This window comes from Novosphingobium sp. FG137, from assembly GCF_057809735.1.
Genome location: NZ_JBMDKN010000004.1, coordinates 360,896 through 377,755, shown reverse-complemented (window position 1 = coordinate 377,755; position 16,860 = coordinate 360,896). Strand labels below are relative to the sequence as shown.

Here is a 16,860-nt window from a genome sequence, read left to right as displayed (position 1 = left end):
CTGAAGCTGCCGGGCTGAAAACGGGGCGGCGGCTGAGGGGTCGCCGCCCCGCTTTGCGTTTTCAGCAAGTGCGATTCAGGCTTGTTGCGCTGCCTTGGCCGCAAGGAAGGCGGGTCGGGTGCTGGCGCGCTGCCAGTAGGCCGCGATTTCAGGGCTGAACTTGTAGTCGAGCCCGAGGTCGATCGCGAGGAGCAGGGCGTAGGCCGTGCAGACGTCCGCCATCGTGAAGCGCCCGGCGCAGAGCCATTCCCGGCCGTCCTCCAGCGCGCGGGTGAGGTGTTTGAGGCGCGAGAAGAACCACTGGGTGTAGTCGTCTGCGGCTTGTTGCAGCTTGCGCTCGTCGGGTTCGAAGCGGGTGTAGCGCAGGACGATGGTCTGCGGGAACGTGAGCGTCGCCTCGCTGCGGTGCATCCAGTCAAGCCAGAGGCCGTAGTCCGCTTCCTCGGGCGATACTGCCAGCGGCGTCGGGCCGTAGCGCGTGGCGAGATACTGCGGGATCGCGCTGGATTCTGTCATCCGCGTTGTGCCGTCGACCAGCAGCGGGATCGTGCCGAGCGGGTTCTGCTCGAGATATTCGGGCACCCGCACGCGCGGTGGGAACGGCATGGTATGGAGCTTGTAGGGCAGACCCAGCTCTTCGAGCGCCCAGAGCGCGCGGAAGGAGCGCGCGTCTTTGCAGTGGTAGAGTTCGATCATGGCCCTAGATCAGGCCGCGGCTGATGAGGCATTCCTGCACGGCGCGTTCGCCCATGTCGATCGCGGTGTTGGTGAAGGCGCTGCCCGCCGCGTCCGCATTGGCGATGGCGATGCGGCCGAAAGTCTGGCGGCCGATCACGTGGGGGCGCAGTTCATCGGGCACATCGGGATCGCCCAGCGTATCATAGGTATAGGCATAGCCGTGGGGCCAGCGGTTGACCGTGATCGCGGCAATATCGCGCGCGGCGTTGAAGCCAGCGCCGCCGAGCATGCGCTGGAGCTGGCTGCGGATCTCGCGCTCGATGGTGGGGTATTCCTCCGCCAGCATGGCGGCGCGGCCGAGGCGGTTCTGCTCCTTGCGCGGCAGGCCCGGCTGGTTGGGATTGCGGACCATGTGGATCACGACCGGCTCATCCGGCGTGAGCGCGCTGGCATAGCCGCCGATGTTCATCGGCGTGTCGAGCGAGGCGCCGATATGGTAGCCGTTGGGCGCGCCGATCGACTTGACGCCGAGCTTGGCCCAGGGGCGCCAGTTCTTCACCAGCACGTTGGTGTACTGCATCGGCACCTTGGATGCATAGTGCAGCGCTTCCTTCTGCGCCGCCGGCAGGTCGGGCACGATGAACGGGATCACCATGTTGAAGCAGGCCATGATGACGTTCGCGCCGGTGACGGAGACGCGCTTGCCATCCTTCACATAGATTACGCGCACGGCCTTTTCGGTCTGGCGCGCGGGCTTGCCGATATGTTCGGCGCGGATGACCATGCTGGAGAGGCGGATGCGCGTGGGGTTGGCCGGATTATCGAGCGCGGCGTAGCGCGCAGGGGCGAGGACGACGCTTTCCTGATCGAGCTTGTCTGACGGGAATGCACCGGGAATGAGCCGGCTGACAAGCAGGCGCGCGACGGTGGCGTTGCCATCGGGCCAGTGGAAATGCTGCGCTTCGGCGGTGATCTGCGCGGGCAGGTCCATGCCCGAAAAGCCCGGCATGCGGCCGCCAAGCGCGGCTTCCCACGCGGGGAGCGTATCGACGCGCTTGTTGTTGCGGAAATAGTGGCCGAGGAAGAACGGCAGGCTTTCGGGCAGCATCTTCGCGTGCTTGAGGAGGTAATCCTGATAGCTGATGTGGCGCAGGTATTCGGCGCGCGCCTCGGGCGTCAGGTTCGGCAGGTAGTTGACCTTTTCGGTGTAGATCCGGCTGAGGTCTGCGCGCACCGCGCCCGTCAGCGGGGCTTCGGCGAAGAACTGCGGCCAGGGCTTTTGGCCCGTACCGGTGACGAGCTTGTCGGCAAGGAAGTGCTCCTTGTCGAAGAAGGTGGCCGAGCCGAGGCCATCGTAGGCCTTGGTTTCATAGCGGTGGTAGCTGGTGAGATCGACGCCGAGGTCCGCCATGAGCTTCTTCGAGGTGAAGCTATAGGGGAACGGCGATTCGATGCTCATCGTGCCGCCGTAGGCAAGGATGGTGCGGCCTTCGTAATGGAACTCGTTGCGCTTGGCGTGGCCGCCGAAATCGTCGTGGTTGTCGAGGATGAGGATCTTGCGGTCGTCGCCCAGCGCCTGCCGGTAGAACCAGGCGGCAGAGAGGCCCGAGATGCCGCCGCCGACGATGACGAGATCATAGTGTTCGCCGCTGTCATCCGCCGCGAGGTTGCCGGTGAAATCGCCGTCGCGCGCCATGTGGGCGGCTTCGAACGAGCCGGGATACTGGCCGCGCAGGCCGGTGAGCGCGGGGGGATAGTCTGTGCTGGCGGCGATGGGTGCCGCAGTGGCCGCCTGCGCGAGCGCGCCGGGTGCTGTGGCGAGTGCGGCGCCGGCCGCAACCCCGCCGATGAAATCCCGCCGCGCGATAGGCAGATGGAGCCCCAGTTCCTTGTCAGTCCATTCCGCCATCCGCTGTCCCCCAAATGCATACGGCCCGGTGCGCGGGCCTCTCATGCCACGATTTGTAATCATCATGCGCTCTTGCGCAATCGGACAAATTGCGGCCTGATCGTGCCGAGCCGTTCAGGAGGACCGTCCATGCACCGCCCGCTTATCGCCGCCGCCCTTGCCTTGATGATCGCCGCGCCCGCTGTGGCCCAAGCGCCGGCATCGCCTGCCGATACCTGCCGCAGCGACCCCAAGTTCCGCGAGCTGGATTTCACGTTGGGCAGCTGGGACGTCTATACCGGCGAGAAGAAGACCGACGAAGTGACGATGAGCCTGATCCTCAATGATTGTGCGATCGAGGAGCATTGGAAGAAGACCGACGGCCACCCCACCGGCAACGGCATCGGCCTGTTCAACTATTCGCGGCTGCTGGGCTCGTGGGGCTATACCTGGGCGACCGATGATGGCGCGGCCACGGTGTTTCGCGGCAATCTCGTGAAGCCGGGCGAGATGCGCTACGTGACCGAGAAGCCGCTGCCGGGGGGAAAGGTGCGGCTGCGCCACTGGACGCTTTATGCGATGCCGGATGGCACCGTCCGCGAACTGGCCATCGGCACCGAGGATGGCGGGACGACGTGGACGACGGATTATGACCTGAAGTGGGTGCGGCGGAAGTAACCGGCTTCAGCGCCCCGCGAAGAATGGCAACGGCGCCCCTGCCCCGGCGTCGAAGGCTTTCCAGTCCTCGCCCAGCGCGGTGAGCGCGCTGGCGGCGATCTGGCTTTGGGTGAGGCAAGCGCTGCCGGGCGCAGCGGCGTGGACGCCGGGGCCGATAGCGGCGAGCCAGATCGCGTCCGAGCCGGGGAAGCCTTCCGGATCGGCAATCGTGTAGTCAGCCGGAGCAAGCTTCCACGCGGCGGCGCTGCCGTGTTCGGTCCAGGCCGCGCCGGGCTTGGCGCCGCGACCGTGGTCGGTGGTCACGATCAGCGTGGTGCGCCCGCGCCACGCCGGGTCTGCCTGCGCCATGCGCCAGAGCTCGGCGATGAAATCATCGTCGCGGTTCATTGAGGCGAGGTACTGCGCATAGTCACCCTCGTGCGCGAACTCGTCGGTATCGCCGAGCGCGACATAGAGCACGCGCATATCAGCCGCGGAGCGCAGTGCCGCCTGCGCATCGCGCATTGTGCGGGTTTCGGTGGGATGCGCGCCGGGGCTTTCCCCGTTTATCGGCACGCCGCTGCGCTTGTCGTTGATGATGTAGGGGAACACGTCCCACGTACCGTACATGCGCACCTTGCCGGCGAAGCCCGGACGGCGGTTCAGCCATTCGAGGAAGGTGACGTTGCGGTTCCAGTTCTTGTCGTTGGTGGTGATCGCAGGATCAGGGCGGCCGGTGAGCAGTTCGTTGTAGCCGGGGTAGGAGAACCACATCAGGTTGGTGACACGCATGCACTGGCCCGCATCGCGGTTGCCATGGAGCACGCCGCCCTGTGTGGGCAGGCTGTGGACGAAGGGCATGACCGCAGGCCCGGTCCCCCACGCCTTCTCGACCGTTTCCTTCCAATCGGGATGGGTGAACTTCGGGTCTGCGACCAGCGCCTTGTCCGGCCCGCGGAAGACGTCCTGCCAGCGCGTGCCGTCCATGGTGACGAGGATGAGGCGCTGACCATCTGCAGGGGCTTCGGCGCGCACGAGCGTGGGGACGAAGAGCAGCACAAGCGCCATCAGCGAACGGATCATACCCAAGTCTCCCATCAGAAGCGCCGCCCGACGCGAAAGCTCACGAAGCGGGGGCGCAGCGGGTAGACCACCACCGAGCCCCGCCCGCAAATCGAAATCGCGCAAGTGGCCGTGCGGCTCTGTTGCGCGCGCTTGTCACCCAGGTTCTCCACGGTGAGCGAGGCCGACCAGGTGTCGCGGCTGATGCCGGCCGAGAGGTCGACCGTGCTGTAGCCGGGCTGGAGGCCGATCAGGCGCGCCTCGTCGACGTCGAGCGAGGAGGAGACGCTGGACTGGTGGAACGCGGCGGCCTGCAGGAAGTAGTCGAATTTGCCGAGGGTAAACTCGTAGCGCATCAGGCCGGATAGCTTGAAGCGCGGACTGCCGGCAAAGCGCGTTCCGGCCGGCGCGCGCAGGGCGTTGGGATTGCCCGATGCGCTGGGGATCGTGCAATCGAACGCGGCATTGGTGTATTTGCAAAGGTCCGTGGTGATCTGGGCATCGGCATACGTGCCCGAGACCTGAAACGAGAGCCCTTGCGCGGGGCGGACGGTCAGGTCTGCCTCGATACCCTTCGACCGCGCGCGGCCGGCATTGACGATATCGGTGATGCCGTTCTGATCGCTGGTGACGGCGAACTGCGCCTGATTGAGCTTTTCAAGGAACAGCGCACCGTTGAACAGCACCTTGCCGCCGAGCCAGCTCGTCTTCCAGCCGATCTCGTAATTGGTGAGCTGCTCGACCGCATAGGCCGGTGCGGTGGGGCGGCGGTTGATGCCGCCGGGGCGAAAGCCGGTGGACCAGGTGGCGTAGAGCAGCTTGCCGGGCGCGGCCTTCCAGCTGAGGTTCAGCTTGTGGCGCACGCCCGAGCCGGTGGCCTTGGCGTCGATGTTGTCGCACGGGCGCCCAGAGCCATTGGGCGTGCCATAGGCGCCGACCGTACCGGGGAAGCACAGCGCTTCGCCGACCGCGCTGCGGGTGCCGTTGAAGCCGAAGAAGCCGATCACGTTGTTGTCGTACTTGTAGGCGCGCAGGCCGCCGGTGAGCGTGAGCGTGGGCACGATATCGAACGCGGCCTCGGCGAAGGCGGCATAGTCGCGGTCCGTGCGGAACTGGATGTTGGCGTAGTTGACCCCGGGCAGGCCGGTGACCGACTGCGCATCGGCAAGACCCGGCACGGTATAGAGATTGCGCCAGTTGTTGGTCTGGCGCTGGTAGAACAGGCCTGCCACGATCCGCAGCCGGTCGCTCGAGGGCGAGGCGATGCGCAGCTCGTGGCTCTGCTTGGTGAAGCGCTCGTCCTGGCTGACGATCTGCGCCGGATTGATCAGATCGCCAGCGTTGTTCCTGAAATTATTGCCGAAATAATCGGGCGTGCTGGCATAGTAGCTATCGTAGAGATAGGCATAATCCGAATAGTCGGAGGTATAGGCCGCCTTCCGTTCGAAATATGCGCCCGCATAGGTGAGGTCGAAGGAGCCAAGCTTGCCTTCGATGGCGAGGCTGGCCTGATACCATTCGTCCTTCTGTGCCTCGGGAAAGAACCGGGTGGTCTTGAGATCGCCGACCGAGGGCTTGAACGCGAAGTTTCCGTTCGAGGTCTGCCGCTGGCCCATGACACTGGCTGTGGCCGTCCAGTTGTCGTCGAGATCGACCTTGAGCGCGGCGCGGCCGCCGTAGGCCTCGATCGAATTCTGGTCCCGGCCAACGAGCGCCTTGTTGTCGCGGACCACGCCCGAGGTGGGATAGGTGACGCCGCCGGGGGCGCGGACATTGTCGATGTAGCCGCCATCGTATTGGTAGAAGCCGACGACACGCAGCGCGGCGCGGCTGGAGAGCGGGATGTTGAGATAGCTTTCAGCAATCCCGCCGGCCTTGCCGTGCGCGACCGTGTTGGCGGTGAGATCGACCGAGCCCGAGAAGGCCTTGGTATCGGGCTTGTTGGTGATGATCCGCAGCGTACCCGCCTCGCTGCTCGCGCCGAACAGCGTGCCTTGCGGGCCGGACAGCGCCTCGACCCGGGCGATGTCGTAGATATGGACGTCGATGGTCGAGCCGATCGTGGTGACGGGCTGCTCATCGAGATAGACGCCGACGGTGGGGAGCGAGCCGGTGGAGAGCCGGTTGCCGTTGGAAAGGCCGCGGAAATAGGCCTCCGCCTGCCCCGGGCCATAGCTCGTGTAGGAGAGGCTGGGCAGGAACTTGGCGTAATCGTTGAAATTGCGCACGTTGCGTTCGGCCAGCGCTTCGGTGGTGAGCGCGACGATCGAAAGCGGCACATCCTGCAGTTTTTGCTCACGCTTCTGCGCGGTGACGACGATCTCGCCGGGCGCGGCGGACAAGGCCGCATTCTCCGGCGGCAGGGCGTTAACACCTTGCGCCCGCACCGTTACTGCCGAAGCGAGCGCCAGCAGCGAAACACCGCCAGCCAAGATCCGCCTGTCCATCATCGCCGCATTCCCCCTTGCCGGGCCCTAACGGGATTAACTAACCGTGATGACGGTGCGATTACAGGGCAATTGCGAAGCGACCGCAGACCGTTTGGGCGGCAGGGCGGCGGGCCATTTTCCGAGGATCTGTCACTTGTTCCAGATCAATGCGAGTGGACTGTGGTCCGATATGGAGGGATTAAGCATTAACCACTAACCCGCGCTGGAGACCACATTCGTGAGAAGCTTGACCGTTCTGGGCGCCGCATTGGCACTCGCTATGGTTCCCGCACCTTCCTTTGCCGCCGCGCCCGCCCCAGCCGCGCCGCCGAGTGCAGGACAGCAGGCCTTCCGCGATCTCTTCCGCGAACTAGTGGAAACCGACACCTCGGTGGCGACGGGCAGTTGCACCCTCCTTGCGCAGAAGATTGCCGAGCGGTTTCGGGGGGCTGGGTTTGCCGAGGATCAGATCACGCTGTTCCGCGACGAGGACTTTCCGCTCGATGGCGGGCTGGTTGTCACCGTGCCGGGCACGTCTGCCAAGGCGAAACCGATGCTGCTGCTGGGGCATCTCGATACCGTGAATGCGAGGGCGCAGCACTGGAAGACCGATCCGTTCAAGCTCGTCGAGAAGGATGGCTACTTCTACGGGCGCGGGACGGCCGAAATGAAGTCGCTCGATGCGATCTGGGTCGACACCTTGCTGCGCCTGCGCGCAGAAGGCTTCAAGCCGAAGCGCACGATCAAGCTGGCGCTGACCTGCGGCGGAGAAACCGGCGGGCGGCTCAACGGCGTGCAGTGGCTGGCCCGCAACCGGCCCGAGCTGCTTGCAGCCGAATTCGCGCTCAATGAAAGCGGCGGCGGCGAAACCGATGGCCACGGCAAGGTCATCAGCCAGACCATCGCGGTTGGCGAAATGACGATGGCCAATTTCGATATCGAGGCGTTCAGCCCGGGCGGTCCCGGTTCGATACCGATCGATAACAACGCCATCTACAAGATTGCCGACGCGATCCAGAAGATCCGCGCCTTGAAGTTCCCCCTGCGTTTCAACGCAGCAACCCAAAGCTACTTCGCGCAGGTCGGAGCCCAGCGCGGCGATGCGCTAGGCGCGGCGATGGTCCGCCTTGCCGCCGATCCCACCGACAGCGCGGCCGAGGCGATGGTTTCGGCCGACCGCACCTACAACGCCCTGCTGCATACCACCTGCGCCGCAACGCTGGTTCTGGGCGGCTACATCCTCACGGCACTGCCGCAGACCGCCAAGACTTCGATCAATTGCTACGTCCTGCCCGGCGAGGATGCCGAGACAACGCGCGATGCCCTGGTGAAAGCGACCGGCAATCCCGAACTGGTCATTTCCCCCCTTGGCGGGGTGCGGCCGGCGCCAGTTACGCCGCCGCTTGATCCGCGCATCCTGCGCCCGGCAGAAAGGCTCGTCGCCCGTTATTTTCCCGGCATGCGGTTGGTTCCCGGGCTATCGCTCACGAGCACGGATGCGGCGTTCCTTGGCCCGCTTGGCATCCCGGCGTATGGCGTGCCCGGGCTCTATACCGATCCCGATGGCAACAATGCTCACGGCCACGACGAGCGGCAGTCAGTTGCCGGGCTCTACCTGGCGCGCGATTTCGTGCACGATCTGGTGAAGGTCTACGCCGCGCAGGATTGAGCCGCAGCCCCCGCGCTAGGGCCGCACCAGCAGATTGCCGGTGTGGCCGCCAGCGAAGAGCAGCAGCAGCGCCTCGGCGAAATGGTCGATGCCTTCCACGACGTGCTCGGGCAGATCGATCTTGCCCTCCTGCATCAGCGCGGCGATTTCCGCCTTCGCCTCGGGGAAGCGGGCGGCGTGGTGGGTGACGACGAAGCCCCGCATCGTGGCGTTACGCTCGGCGAGCTTGAGGTAGTTCTTCGGGCCGCGCACATTGCCAAGGTCCGAATACTGCGAGATCGCGCCGCAGATGGCGAGGCGCGCATCGGCGGGCGCAAGGTTTGCCAGCGCGACATCGAGGATCTCGCCGCCGACATTGTCGAAGAACACGTCGATTCCGCCGGGGGCTGCCGCTGCCACTTCGGCGGCGAGGTCGGCATTCTTGTAGTCGATGGCGACATCGGCGCCGAGCCTTTCGGTGAGGAAGCGGCACTTGTCCGGCCCGCCGGCAATGCCGATCACCCGGCACCCGCGCGCCTTGGCGAGCATCACCACCATCGAGCCTACCGCGCCCGCAGCGCCGGACACGAGGACCGTGTCGCCCGCCTTGACCTCCGCCACCGCAATGAGGCCGACCCATGCGGTGAGGCCGGTGGTGAGGCCGAGCGGGCCGACATAGTCCGCAGGCTTGAGGCTGTTTGAAAGATCGAGCTTGGTGAGCGCGGCAGCGGGCACCAGCGTACGGGTCTGCGCGGCGAGCATGCCATAGACCCAGTCCCCCGCAGCGAGCGATGGATCGGCGCTTTCCACGACCTGCCCGACGCCGAGCGCGCGGACAGTCGAGCCGATCGGCGCGGTCTCGTGGAAGCTGCCCGGAGTGAGCGTGGTGCGGATCCATGCGTCCATCGAAAGCGTATCGACCTTCACCACCGCGTGGCCTGCGGGCACATCGGCGATCTCGACATCCTCGATGCCGAAATCTTCGAGCAGCGGCATCCCCTCGCGGTACTGCCGGATGAAGACGCGGCGGTTGGTGTGCGGCATGGGAAACTCCGTGGCGGGTGGACGAAGCTTCTGGCTAGGTGGCGGGCGCTGGCATCGCCATTGCCATTTTGACTAGCTCGCCCCGGCGGCGCAGACTGGGGGCGCGGCTGAAGGAGGGAACCATGATCATGCGCACGAGGACAGTCTGGCTGGGGGCGGCCATCGCGGCGCTGATGGCGGGAACCGCAGCGGCACAATCGGCGCAGGATGCGGGTGCCTTGCTGGGGCGCATTCTCGGCCCGTCCGCGCCGGCGAGCACTGCGGCCAACACCGCGCCGCCGCCTGGGGTGACCAGCAGCGAGGCTTCGGGCGGGCTCAAGCTGGCGCTGGGCAAAGCGGCGGAGCGGGTGGTTGCACAGCTGGGCCGGCCGGGCGGGTTTGCCGATGATCCGCGCGTGCGTATCGGCTTGCCGGGTCCGCTGGGCCGCCTCAACGGGCTGCTCGGGGCGCTCGACCGTGCGGGCGTGACTGATGGACTTTCGGGCAAGCTCAACGCTGCAGCGGAAGGCGCGGTAGGCAAGGCGCTGCCGCTGCTGAGGAGTGCGATCACGCGGATGACGGTGACAGACGCGATGGGGATCGTGACCGGCGGCGATACCTCTGCCACCGATTACTTCCGCCGCACGATGGGGCCGGACCTGCAGCAGACGATGACGCCGGTGGTTGCAAAGTCCCTGTCGGGCGTGAAGGCGTTTCAGGCGCTCGACCGGTTCAGTGCGAAGAACAGCCTGATCGCGGGCCAGTTCGGCGCGCGGGACCTTACTGGCTATGTCACCCAGAAGGCGAGCGACGGGGTGTTCCTCTACCTTGGCGAGCAGGAGCGCGAGATCCGGCGCAATCCGCTGGGGACAGGCAGCAAGCTGATTGCGAAGATATTCGGGCGCGGTTGAAGTCTGGCTTCACCCAACCTTGCGCTGGTTCGCGAGGGGATCGGGCAGCGGTGCCAAGGTGGACTTGATCGCCACGGCAGCAATGCGGCCGTCCTCGTCGAGGCGAAGGGGCTGCGAGAATTCGACACCCATGCGGTCGTCGCTCGCCCAGCGGCAGGTGGCGGTGACAATGTGGCCGTCTGAAAGCTGGATGCGGAAGATCGTGCCGGCCGGTACGTTCCACAGCCCCTCGATCAGCGCGCCGGTGAGCGACATGTTGCGCACGGTGCCGTTGTAGCGGTGCCCGGCGTGATCGAGCACCACGCGGCGAAGCATGGCCTGGCGCGCGGCGCGGGCCGAGCGGGGGCCGCGCGCGATGGCCATGAGGCCTGTGGCAAGGCGGGTCAGCGTGGCAGGCGCGGAGAGCGGGCGTTCGTAGATATAGCCCTGCACATGGCTGCAGCCGAGCATGCGCACGAGATCGAGCTCGTCGAGGGTCTCGACGCCCTCGGCGGTCGTTTCCATGCCGAGCGCTTCGGCAAGGCTGACGATCGAGGCGATGATCGCGCCATTGCGGCTGCCGGCCTGCGTCGCGCCGCGCACGAAGGACTGGTCGATCTTGATCTTGTCGAACGGCGCGCGCTTCAGATAGCCGAGCGAGGAATAGCCGGTGCCGAAATCATCGAGCGCGAGGCGGACGCCGATCCCCTTGAGCGAGCGGAACATGGCCTCGGTCCCGGTATCATCGCCGAGGAAGACGCTTTCGGTGATCTCAAGCTCGAGCCGGTCGGGCTCGACCCCAGCCGAAGCCAGCGCGCTCGTGACCATCGAGGGCAGCGCCGGATTGGCAAACTGCAGCGGTGAGACGTTGACCGCGACCCGCACGTCCGAAGGCCACTTGGCGAGATCCTGACAGGCGGTGCGCAGCGCCCATTCGCCGATCGAGACGATGAGGCCGGCGTCTTCCGCAATCGGCACGAACTTGGCGGGCGAGATGAAGCCGTGCTGCGGGTGGTTCCAGCGCAGCAACGCTTCGAAGCCCGTGATCCGCTCGGTCGCGGTCTGCACGACGGGCTGGTAATAGAGCTCAAGATCGCCTTGCGTGATCGCATCGCGCAGGTCTTCTTCCAGCTGGCGGCGTTCTTCCGCATCGCTGTGGAGATCTGCGGCGTAGAAGTGGAAACGCCCGCGTCCACCATCCTTGGCGGCATAGAGCGCAAGGTCCGCGTTGCGGATCAGCGCCTCGCTGGTGACGCCATCATCGGGCGCGAGCGCGATGCCGACGGAGGCGCCGATCATCACGCGGCTGCCATCGATCGAATAGGCCTGACTGAGCTGTTCGATGATGCGTTCGGCCAGATGGGCGAGCTGTTCGCGCGCGATCTTGCCGGCAAGGATGACCTGGAACTCGTCGCCGCCCAGACGCCCGACGCGGCCGACGGTGCCGATGACGCGCTCAAGCCGCTGCGCGACCTGCTTGAGCAGCGCATCGCCGGCGGGGTGGCCGAGCGTATCGTTGACCTGCTTGAACCGGTCGAGATCGAGCAGGAACACCGCGCAGGCGCGGTTCTGCTCGTTGGGCGCGGTGAGAATCTTCTCCAGCGTCTGCGACATCTGGAAGCGGTTCGAGAGGCCGGTGAGCGAATCGAAATGCGCGAGGCGCGAAGCATGTTCCTGCGAGCGGCGCTTTTCGGTGAGATCGGTGCCCGAGCCGCGGAAGCCCTGGAAGTTGTTGAAGGCGTCGTAGGTCGGACGTCCGGTGACCGACCACCAGCGTTCCTCGTCATAGACCGCAGCGCGCACCGCCAGTTCGGAGAAGCTGGACCGCGCCGAGAGATGGAAGGCCAACGTGCGTTCACCCTCGCCCGATTTCTCGGAGAGGTTGAACAGCTCCGCAAAGGGGCGGCCGATGAAATCATCGACCTTGCGGCCGAGCACGTCCGCAACCGGCCGCGATATGTAGGTGATGAGGCCGCGGCGGTCGGTTTCCCAGAACCAGCCCTGCCCCGTCTCCTCATAATCGGCGAGGATCTCCTCGGCGCGGGTCTGGATGCGGACGCCTTCTTCCACCGCGAGGCGGACCTTGAGATCGATCTCGCGCTGGCGCAGGTAGGCGGCGACAGCGATCACGCCGCCAATGAGCAGCGACAGGATGCCGGCCCCGAAATGGGAGACCCAGGTAACGCCGGACCACATCGCGACCTGGGCGGTAAGCATGCCGGCAAGGCGGCCCGATTCGGTCACTGTGGCGAGGAGCGAGATGGTGACCAGCAGCGCCAGTGCCTGCACCCAGGGAACCACGCCGCTGCTTGCCCAAATGCCGATGGCATAACCATAAATGAACAGCGGAATGCCAATCGAGGCCGCCATCAGCGCCATGCGCACGGCGGTCGAGTGATCGCGGCTTTCCTCGTAGGTCGAGGTGAAGCGCGCGACGAACAGCAGCGCGGAGGCCAGCAGCGCGAGAAGCGGCGCGATGATCGGGCGGATCGAGAAGTTGGCAAGGGCAAGACCCAAGACGCCGAGCACCATCGGCAGCGCCATGTGCGGCCATTCACGGGCGATCAGGCCGCGGCCGGGCCCCGTGCCGAACAGGAACGCCGCCCCGGCGACATCGGCCCGGCTGACGGGCGCGGTCGGCACGCGCTCGCGGCGACGCTGCGTACGCGCGAAATCGCGCGCGGCGCGCGTCGGTTCGGCCTGCGATGCGGCATTGTCCTCGGGCGATTGGCTCATCATCCGTCAATTGCGCTTAACTGCTTTGAGAAACCGTTAAGCACCCACCCAGATCGGACCTTTTTTCCGCAGAATTCCTTAGGTTTGCTTTTGCTCGTCACCGTGCGGTGCTAGGGCGCTGGCAACGCTTTGATTTACCTGATTACCAAGGAATTCGCGTGGCCACGACTGCCAGCTTTACGATGATCGGCGTCGCCGGGCGGCGGCTGCGGGTGGGGCAATGGCATGTCCAGCCTGCGGCCCAGAGCAAGACCGCGCGCCCCGCGCCGCGCCCGCTCGTGATCCTGAGCGGCATCGGCATGAACATGGAAATGCTCGAGCCGATTGCGAGCCGCCTGCCCGATCGCCGCATCATCAGCTTCGACATGCCGGGAATCGGCCAGTCGCCCGATCCGATCTTCCCCTACACGATCCCGCACATGGCGCTGACACTCGCCGCACTGCTCGACCGGCTGCGGATCGATTCGGTCGATCTGCTCGGCATCAGCTGGGGCGGCGCGGTGGTGCAGCAGTTCGCTTTCCAGCACCGCGCGCGCACCGGCAAGCTGGTGCTTGCGGCAACCTCGGCCGGGGGCACGATGATCCCCGGCAATGCCTCCATGCTTAGCCAGATGCTTGATCCGATGGAATATTCTGTCGAGAAGGCACTGCGCCGCAACCTTGCGATGTTCTACAACGGCGGGGGAGCGGACCGGGTCTCGCTCAATGCCGCAACGGCGCCCTCGCCGCTGGGCTGGAGCTGCCAGCTGGCGGCCTATGCGGGCTGGAGCAGCGCGCCGTTCCTGCCGCTGCTGAGCATGCCGGTCATGGTCATGGGCGATGAAGACGACCAGCTCATCCCGCCCGCCAACCTGCATTTCCTCCACAACGCGATCCCCGGCAGCAAGCTGGAGATGAGCGAGGGCGGCGGGCACCTGTTCATGCTGGCCCGCCCCGATGCTTTCATCAAAAAGCTGACAGGGTTTCTCGACGCGTAACCGCGAATAGCCGCGGGCGTTGACCCCGGCACGATCCTCTGACTTAATCGGCCAGTTAAACGCGACGGCCCTCCGCGATGAGTCGGCTGCGCGGGGATAGAGGAGCCTGCTGATGCCGACCTATGATCTCATCATCCGGGGAGGAACCATCGTTGATGGCACCGGCCGTCCGCGCTTTACCGGCGATGTGGCCGTGCAGGGCGGCCTGATCGCCGCCGTGGGCAAGGTCTCCGGCACCGCGAAGCGCGAGATCGACGCGGGCGGCAAGGTCGTCGCGCCGGGCTGGGTCGACATTCACACGCATTATGACGGGCAGGCAACCTGGGATCAGGAAATGGCGCCGAGCTCGTGGCATGGCGTGACCACGGTGGTCATGGGCAACTGCGGCGTGGGCTTTGCACCTGCCGCACCGGACCGGCATGAATGGCTGATCGGGTTGATGGAAGGCGTGGAGGATATCCCCGGCACCGCGCTGGCCGAAGGGCTCAAGTGGGACTGGGAGAGCTTCCCCGAATACCTCGATGCGCTGGAGCGGTTGCCGCGCAGTGTGGACGTGGCGACGCATGTCCCGCACGGCGCGGTGCGCGCCTATGTGCTGGGTGACCGCGAAAAGCCGGGTGCGATTCCGACCGACGAAGACATCGACGCCATGGCCAAAATTGTCGAAGAAGGCGTGCGCGCGGGCGCGCTCGGCTTCTCGACGAGCCGCACGGTGATCCACAAGTCGATCGACGGCGAAGTGGTGCCGGGCACGACCGCCACCGCCGAGGAGCTGATCCGCATCGGCCGCGCCATGGGCCGCGTGGGCCACGGCGTGTTCGAGATGGCGAGCGACATGAAGCGCGAATGGGACGAGTTCGGCTGGATGGGCGCGATGAGCCGCGAGACGGGCCTCCCCGTCACCTTCGCCGCGCTGCAGTCGATCGCCAAGGAACTGCCGCTGTCCGAACAGATCGAGGAAATGACCCGCCAGAACGCGGCGGGCGCAAACATCGTTGCGCAGATCGCGCTGCGCGGCAACGGCATCGTGATGAACTGGCGCGGGACGGTGCATCCCTTCATGTTCCGCCCAACCTGGGCCGCGCTTGCGGCGATGCCGTGGGAAGACCAGCTCACCCACCTTGCCGATCCAGTGTTCAAGAAGATCATCCTTTCGGAAAGCAACGTCTATCCCGAAAGCGACATCGTCCACCTCTACCGCGTGATCGGCGAAGGCTGGGCGAACCAGTACGAGATGGACGAAGGCTTCGACTACGAGCCGCAGGCGGACGCGAGCATTGCGGCACGCGCGGCGGCGGCTGGTGTGACGCCGGAAAGCTATGCCTATGACCTGATGCTGGCGGATGGCGGCACCGGGTTTATCTATCTGCCGATCCTCAACTACGCTGACGGAAACCTTGATTTCCTTGAGGAACTCCAGTCGCGCGATGATTGCGTGAACTCGCTTTCGGACGGCGGCGCGCATTGCGGCACGATCTGCGATGCGGCTTCGCCCACCTTCATGCTCCAGCACTGGGTGCGTGATCGCAAACGCGGTGGGCGGCTCAGCCTTGAGCAGGCGGTGAAGCGCCAGTGCCACGATACGGCGCGGCTCTATGGCATGAACGATCGCGGCGTGATCGCGCCCGGCGCGCTCGCAGATATCAACGTGATCGACATGGACGCGCTGAAGCTGGGCAAGCCTTGGCTGGCGTTCGATCTGCCGGCGGGCGGCAAGCGGCTGCTGCAGAAGGCGGACGGCTATCTCTACACGATCAAATCGGGCGAGGTGACCTTCGAGCAGGGCACCTGGACGGGTGCGGTGCCGGGTGTGCTCGTGCGCGGGCCGCAACAGGCCGAAATGCTGGAGGCCGCAGAATGAGCAATGCAGCGATCCGTATCGGCGCCCCGGCGACGCTCGACAGCCTCTACCTCGATCAGCTGCCCGATTGCGGCGATCCCGGTCCGGGCGAGATCCGCGTGCGCCTGCGCGCCTCCTCGCTCAATTTCCATGACTTCGCGGTGGTGACAGGCATGCTGCCAGCTCCCGCCGGGCGCATTCCGATGTCGGACGGCGCGGGCGAAGTTGTGGCGGTGGGCGATGGCGTCACGGCTTATGCGCCGGGCGATCTTGTCGTCTCGACCTTCTTCACCAACTGGGATGACGGCACTCCGCCCGCAACCGCCTTCACCACGGTGCCGGGGGATGGCATCGACGGCTATGCGCGCGAGGAAATCGTCGCGCCGCAGGGCTGGTTTACTCGCGTGCCCAAGGGCTATTCCGCTGCCGAAGCGGCGACGCTGACATGCGCGGGCCTGACCGCGTGGCGCGCGCTGTTTTTCGATGGCGCGGTGAAGCCGGGTTCGACCGTGCTGGTGCAAGGCAGCGGCGGCGTTTCGATCTTCGCGCTGCAGTTCGCCAAGGCGGCGGGGGCGCGGGTGATCGCAACCAGTTCGTCGGACGCCAAGCTGGAGCGGATGCGCGCGCTGGGGGCGGACGAGCTGATCAACTACAAGGAGGTGCCCGCCTGGGGCCTCAAGGCGCTGGAACTGACCGGCGGCGGGGGTGTGGATTGCGTGGTCGAGATCGGCGGCGCTGGCACGCTCGACCAATCGATGATGGCGACTCGCGTGGGCGGCCATGTCGCACTGATCGGCGTGCTGGCAGGCTTTGCCGGGCCGGTGCAGACCGCGCTGCTGATGGCCAAGAACCTGCGCGTGCAGGGGCTTACCGTGGGCAGCCGGGCGATGCAGCTCGATATGATCGCCGGAGTGGAAGCCAATGGCATCCGCCCGATCATCGACAGCCACTTCCCGCTGGCGGGCCTCGCCGATGCGTTCCGCCATCAGGCGAGCAACACCCACTTCGGCAAGATCGTCGTCGATATCTGAC

At 65.9% G+C, this 16,860-nt stretch carries 12 protein-coding genes; 6 read left to right on the top strand and 6 right to left on the bottom strand.

Translation table 11 applies throughout. From position 1 onward, the window contains the following. Positions 1 to 75: 75 nt before the first annotated feature. Positions 76 to 696, bottom strand: coding sequence for a glutathione S-transferase family protein (locus tag ACODS2_RS13635; RefSeq protein WP_488999312.1), 621 nt, complete (start codon positions 694 to 696; stop codon positions 76 to 78). A 4-nt stretch (positions 697 to 700) separates the two neighbouring features. Continuing rightward, entirely contained in the window at positions 701 to 2,587 is a 1,887-nt protein-coding gene (locus ACODS2_RS13630; protein ID WP_488999311.1) for an NAD(P)-binding protein, read from the bottom strand. A gap of 129 nt (positions 2,588 to 2,716) precedes the next feature. Between ACODS2_RS13630 and ACODS2_RS13625 the strand changes: the two genes are divergently transcribed. After that, positions 2,717 to 3,244, top strand: coding sequence for a hypothetical protein (locus ACODS2_RS13625; RefSeq protein WP_488999310.1), 528 nt, complete (start codon positions 2,717 to 2,719; stop codon positions 3,242 to 3,244). Positions 3,245 to 3,250: 6 nt separating this feature from the next. On the opposite strand, the gene ACODS2_RS13620 is transcribed toward ACODS2_RS13625, so the two are convergent. Next, positions 3,251 to 4,306: a hypothetical protein gene (locus tag ACODS2_RS13620; protein WP_488999309.1), complete on the bottom strand. Its 1,056-nt coding sequence runs from the start codon at positions 4,304 to 4,306 to the stop codon at positions 3,251 to 3,253. Positions 4,307 to 4,320: 14 nt separating this feature from the next. Then, entirely contained in the window at positions 4,321 to 6,735 is a 2,415-nt protein-coding gene (locus ACODS2_RS13615; protein ID WP_488999308.1) for a TonB-dependent receptor, read from the bottom strand. 217 nt (positions 6,736 to 6,952) lie between these two features. Here ACODS2_RS13615 and ACODS2_RS13610 point away from each other — a divergent pair, with 217 nt between their 5' ends. Further along, complete coding sequence (locus tag ACODS2_RS13610) at positions 6,953 to 8,383, top strand: M20/M25/M40 family metallo-hydrolase (RefSeq protein ID WP_488999307.1); 1,431 nt, start codon at positions 6,953 to 6,955, stop codon at positions 8,381 to 8,383. A gap of 15 nt (positions 8,384 to 8,398) precedes the next feature. Here the strand turns inward: ACODS2_RS13610 and ACODS2_RS13605 are convergent, their stop codons facing one another. After that, positions 8,399 to 9,406, bottom strand: a complete 1,008-nt coding sequence (locus tag ACODS2_RS13605) for an NADP-dependent oxidoreductase (RefSeq protein ID WP_488999306.1) — start codon at positions 9,404 to 9,406, stop codon at positions 8,399 to 8,401. A 122-nt stretch (positions 9,407 to 9,528) separates the two neighbouring features. Here ACODS2_RS13605 and ACODS2_RS13600 point away from each other — a divergent pair, with 122 nt between their 5' ends. Further along, the gene (locus ACODS2_RS13600) at positions 9,529 to 10,296 is read left to right on the top strand and encodes a DUF4197 domain-containing protein (RefSeq protein ID WP_488999305.1); all 768 of its coding nucleotides are present in this window, start codon (positions 9,529 to 9,531) and stop codon (positions 10,294 to 10,296) included. Between the two features lie 9 nt (positions 10,297 to 10,305). On the opposite strand, the gene ACODS2_RS13595 is transcribed toward ACODS2_RS13600, so the two are convergent. Then, positions 10,306 to 13,011: an EAL domain-containing protein gene (locus ACODS2_RS13595; RefSeq protein WP_488999304.1), complete on the bottom strand. Its 2,706-nt coding sequence runs from the start codon at positions 13,009 to 13,011 to the stop codon at positions 10,306 to 10,308. 158 nt (positions 13,012 to 13,169) lie between these two features. Between ACODS2_RS13595 and ACODS2_RS13590 the strand changes: the two genes are divergently transcribed. The 3 genes from ACODS2_RS13590 to ACODS2_RS13580 all read left to right on the top strand — a co-directional run bounded on the left by ACODS2_RS13590 (position 13,170) and on the right by ACODS2_RS13580 (position 16,859). Then, a complete protein-coding gene (locus tag ACODS2_RS13590; RefSeq protein ID WP_488999303.1) occupies positions 13,170 to 13,988 on the top strand; it encodes an alpha/beta fold hydrolase in 819 nt (272 codons plus the stop codon). Between the two features lie 112 nt (positions 13,989 to 14,100). Beyond that, on the top strand, positions 14,101 to 15,849 hold the full coding sequence (locus tag ACODS2_RS13585; protein ID WP_488999302.1) for an N-acyl-D-amino-acid deacylase family protein: 1,749 nt from the start codon (positions 14,101 to 14,103) through the stop codon (positions 15,847 to 15,849). Continuing rightward, positions 15,846 to 16,859 (top strand): zinc-dependent alcohol dehydrogenase family protein, encoded by a 1,014-nt coding sequence (locus tag ACODS2_RS13580; protein ID WP_488999301.1) that lies wholly within the window; start codon positions 15,846 to 15,848, stop codon positions 16,857 to 16,859. The genes ACODS2_RS13585 and ACODS2_RS13580 overlap by 4 nt, the downstream gene beginning before the upstream one ends. Position 16,860 lies beyond the last annotated feature (1 nt).

Excerpts from the sequence above, each read along its gene's own strand:
- ACODS2_RS13635 (WP_488999312.1), bottom strand. The coding sequence starts at position 696 with ATGATCGAACTCTACCACTGCAAAGACGCGCGCTCCTTCCGCGCGCTC.
- ACODS2_RS13630 (WP_488999311.1), bottom strand. The coding sequence starts at position 2,587 with ATGGCGGAATGGACTGACAAGGAACTGGGGCTCCATCTGCCTATCGCG.
- ACODS2_RS13625 (WP_488999310.1), top strand. The coding sequence starts at position 2,717 with ATGCACCGCCCGCTTATCGCCGCCGCCCTTGCCTTGATGATCGCCGCG.
- ACODS2_RS13620 (WP_488999309.1), bottom strand. The coding sequence starts at position 4,306 with ATGATCCGTTCGCTGATGGCGCTTGTGCTGCTCTTCGTCCCCACGCTC.
- ACODS2_RS13615 (WP_488999308.1), bottom strand. The coding sequence starts at position 6,735 with ATGATGGACAGGCGGATCTTGGCTGGCGGTGTTTCGCTGCTGGCGCTC.
- ACODS2_RS13605 (WP_488999306.1), bottom strand. The coding sequence starts at position 9,406 with ATGCCGCACACCAACCGCCGCGTCTTCATCCGGCAGTACCGCGAGGGG.
- ACODS2_RS13600 (WP_488999305.1), top strand. The coding sequence starts at position 9,529 with ATGATCATGCGCACGAGGACAGTCTGGCTGGGGGCGGCCATCGCGGCG.
- ACODS2_RS13595 (WP_488999304.1), bottom strand. The coding sequence starts at position 13,011 with ATGAGCCAATCGCCCGAGGACAATGCCGCATCGCAGGCCGAACCGACG.
- ACODS2_RS13585 (WP_488999302.1), top strand. The coding sequence starts at position 14,101 with ATGCCGACCTATGATCTCATCATCCGGGGAGGAACCATCGTTGATGGC.
- ACODS2_RS13580 (WP_488999301.1), top strand. The coding sequence starts at position 15,846 with ATGAGCAATGCAGCGATCCGTATCGGCGCCCCGGCGACGCTCGACAGC.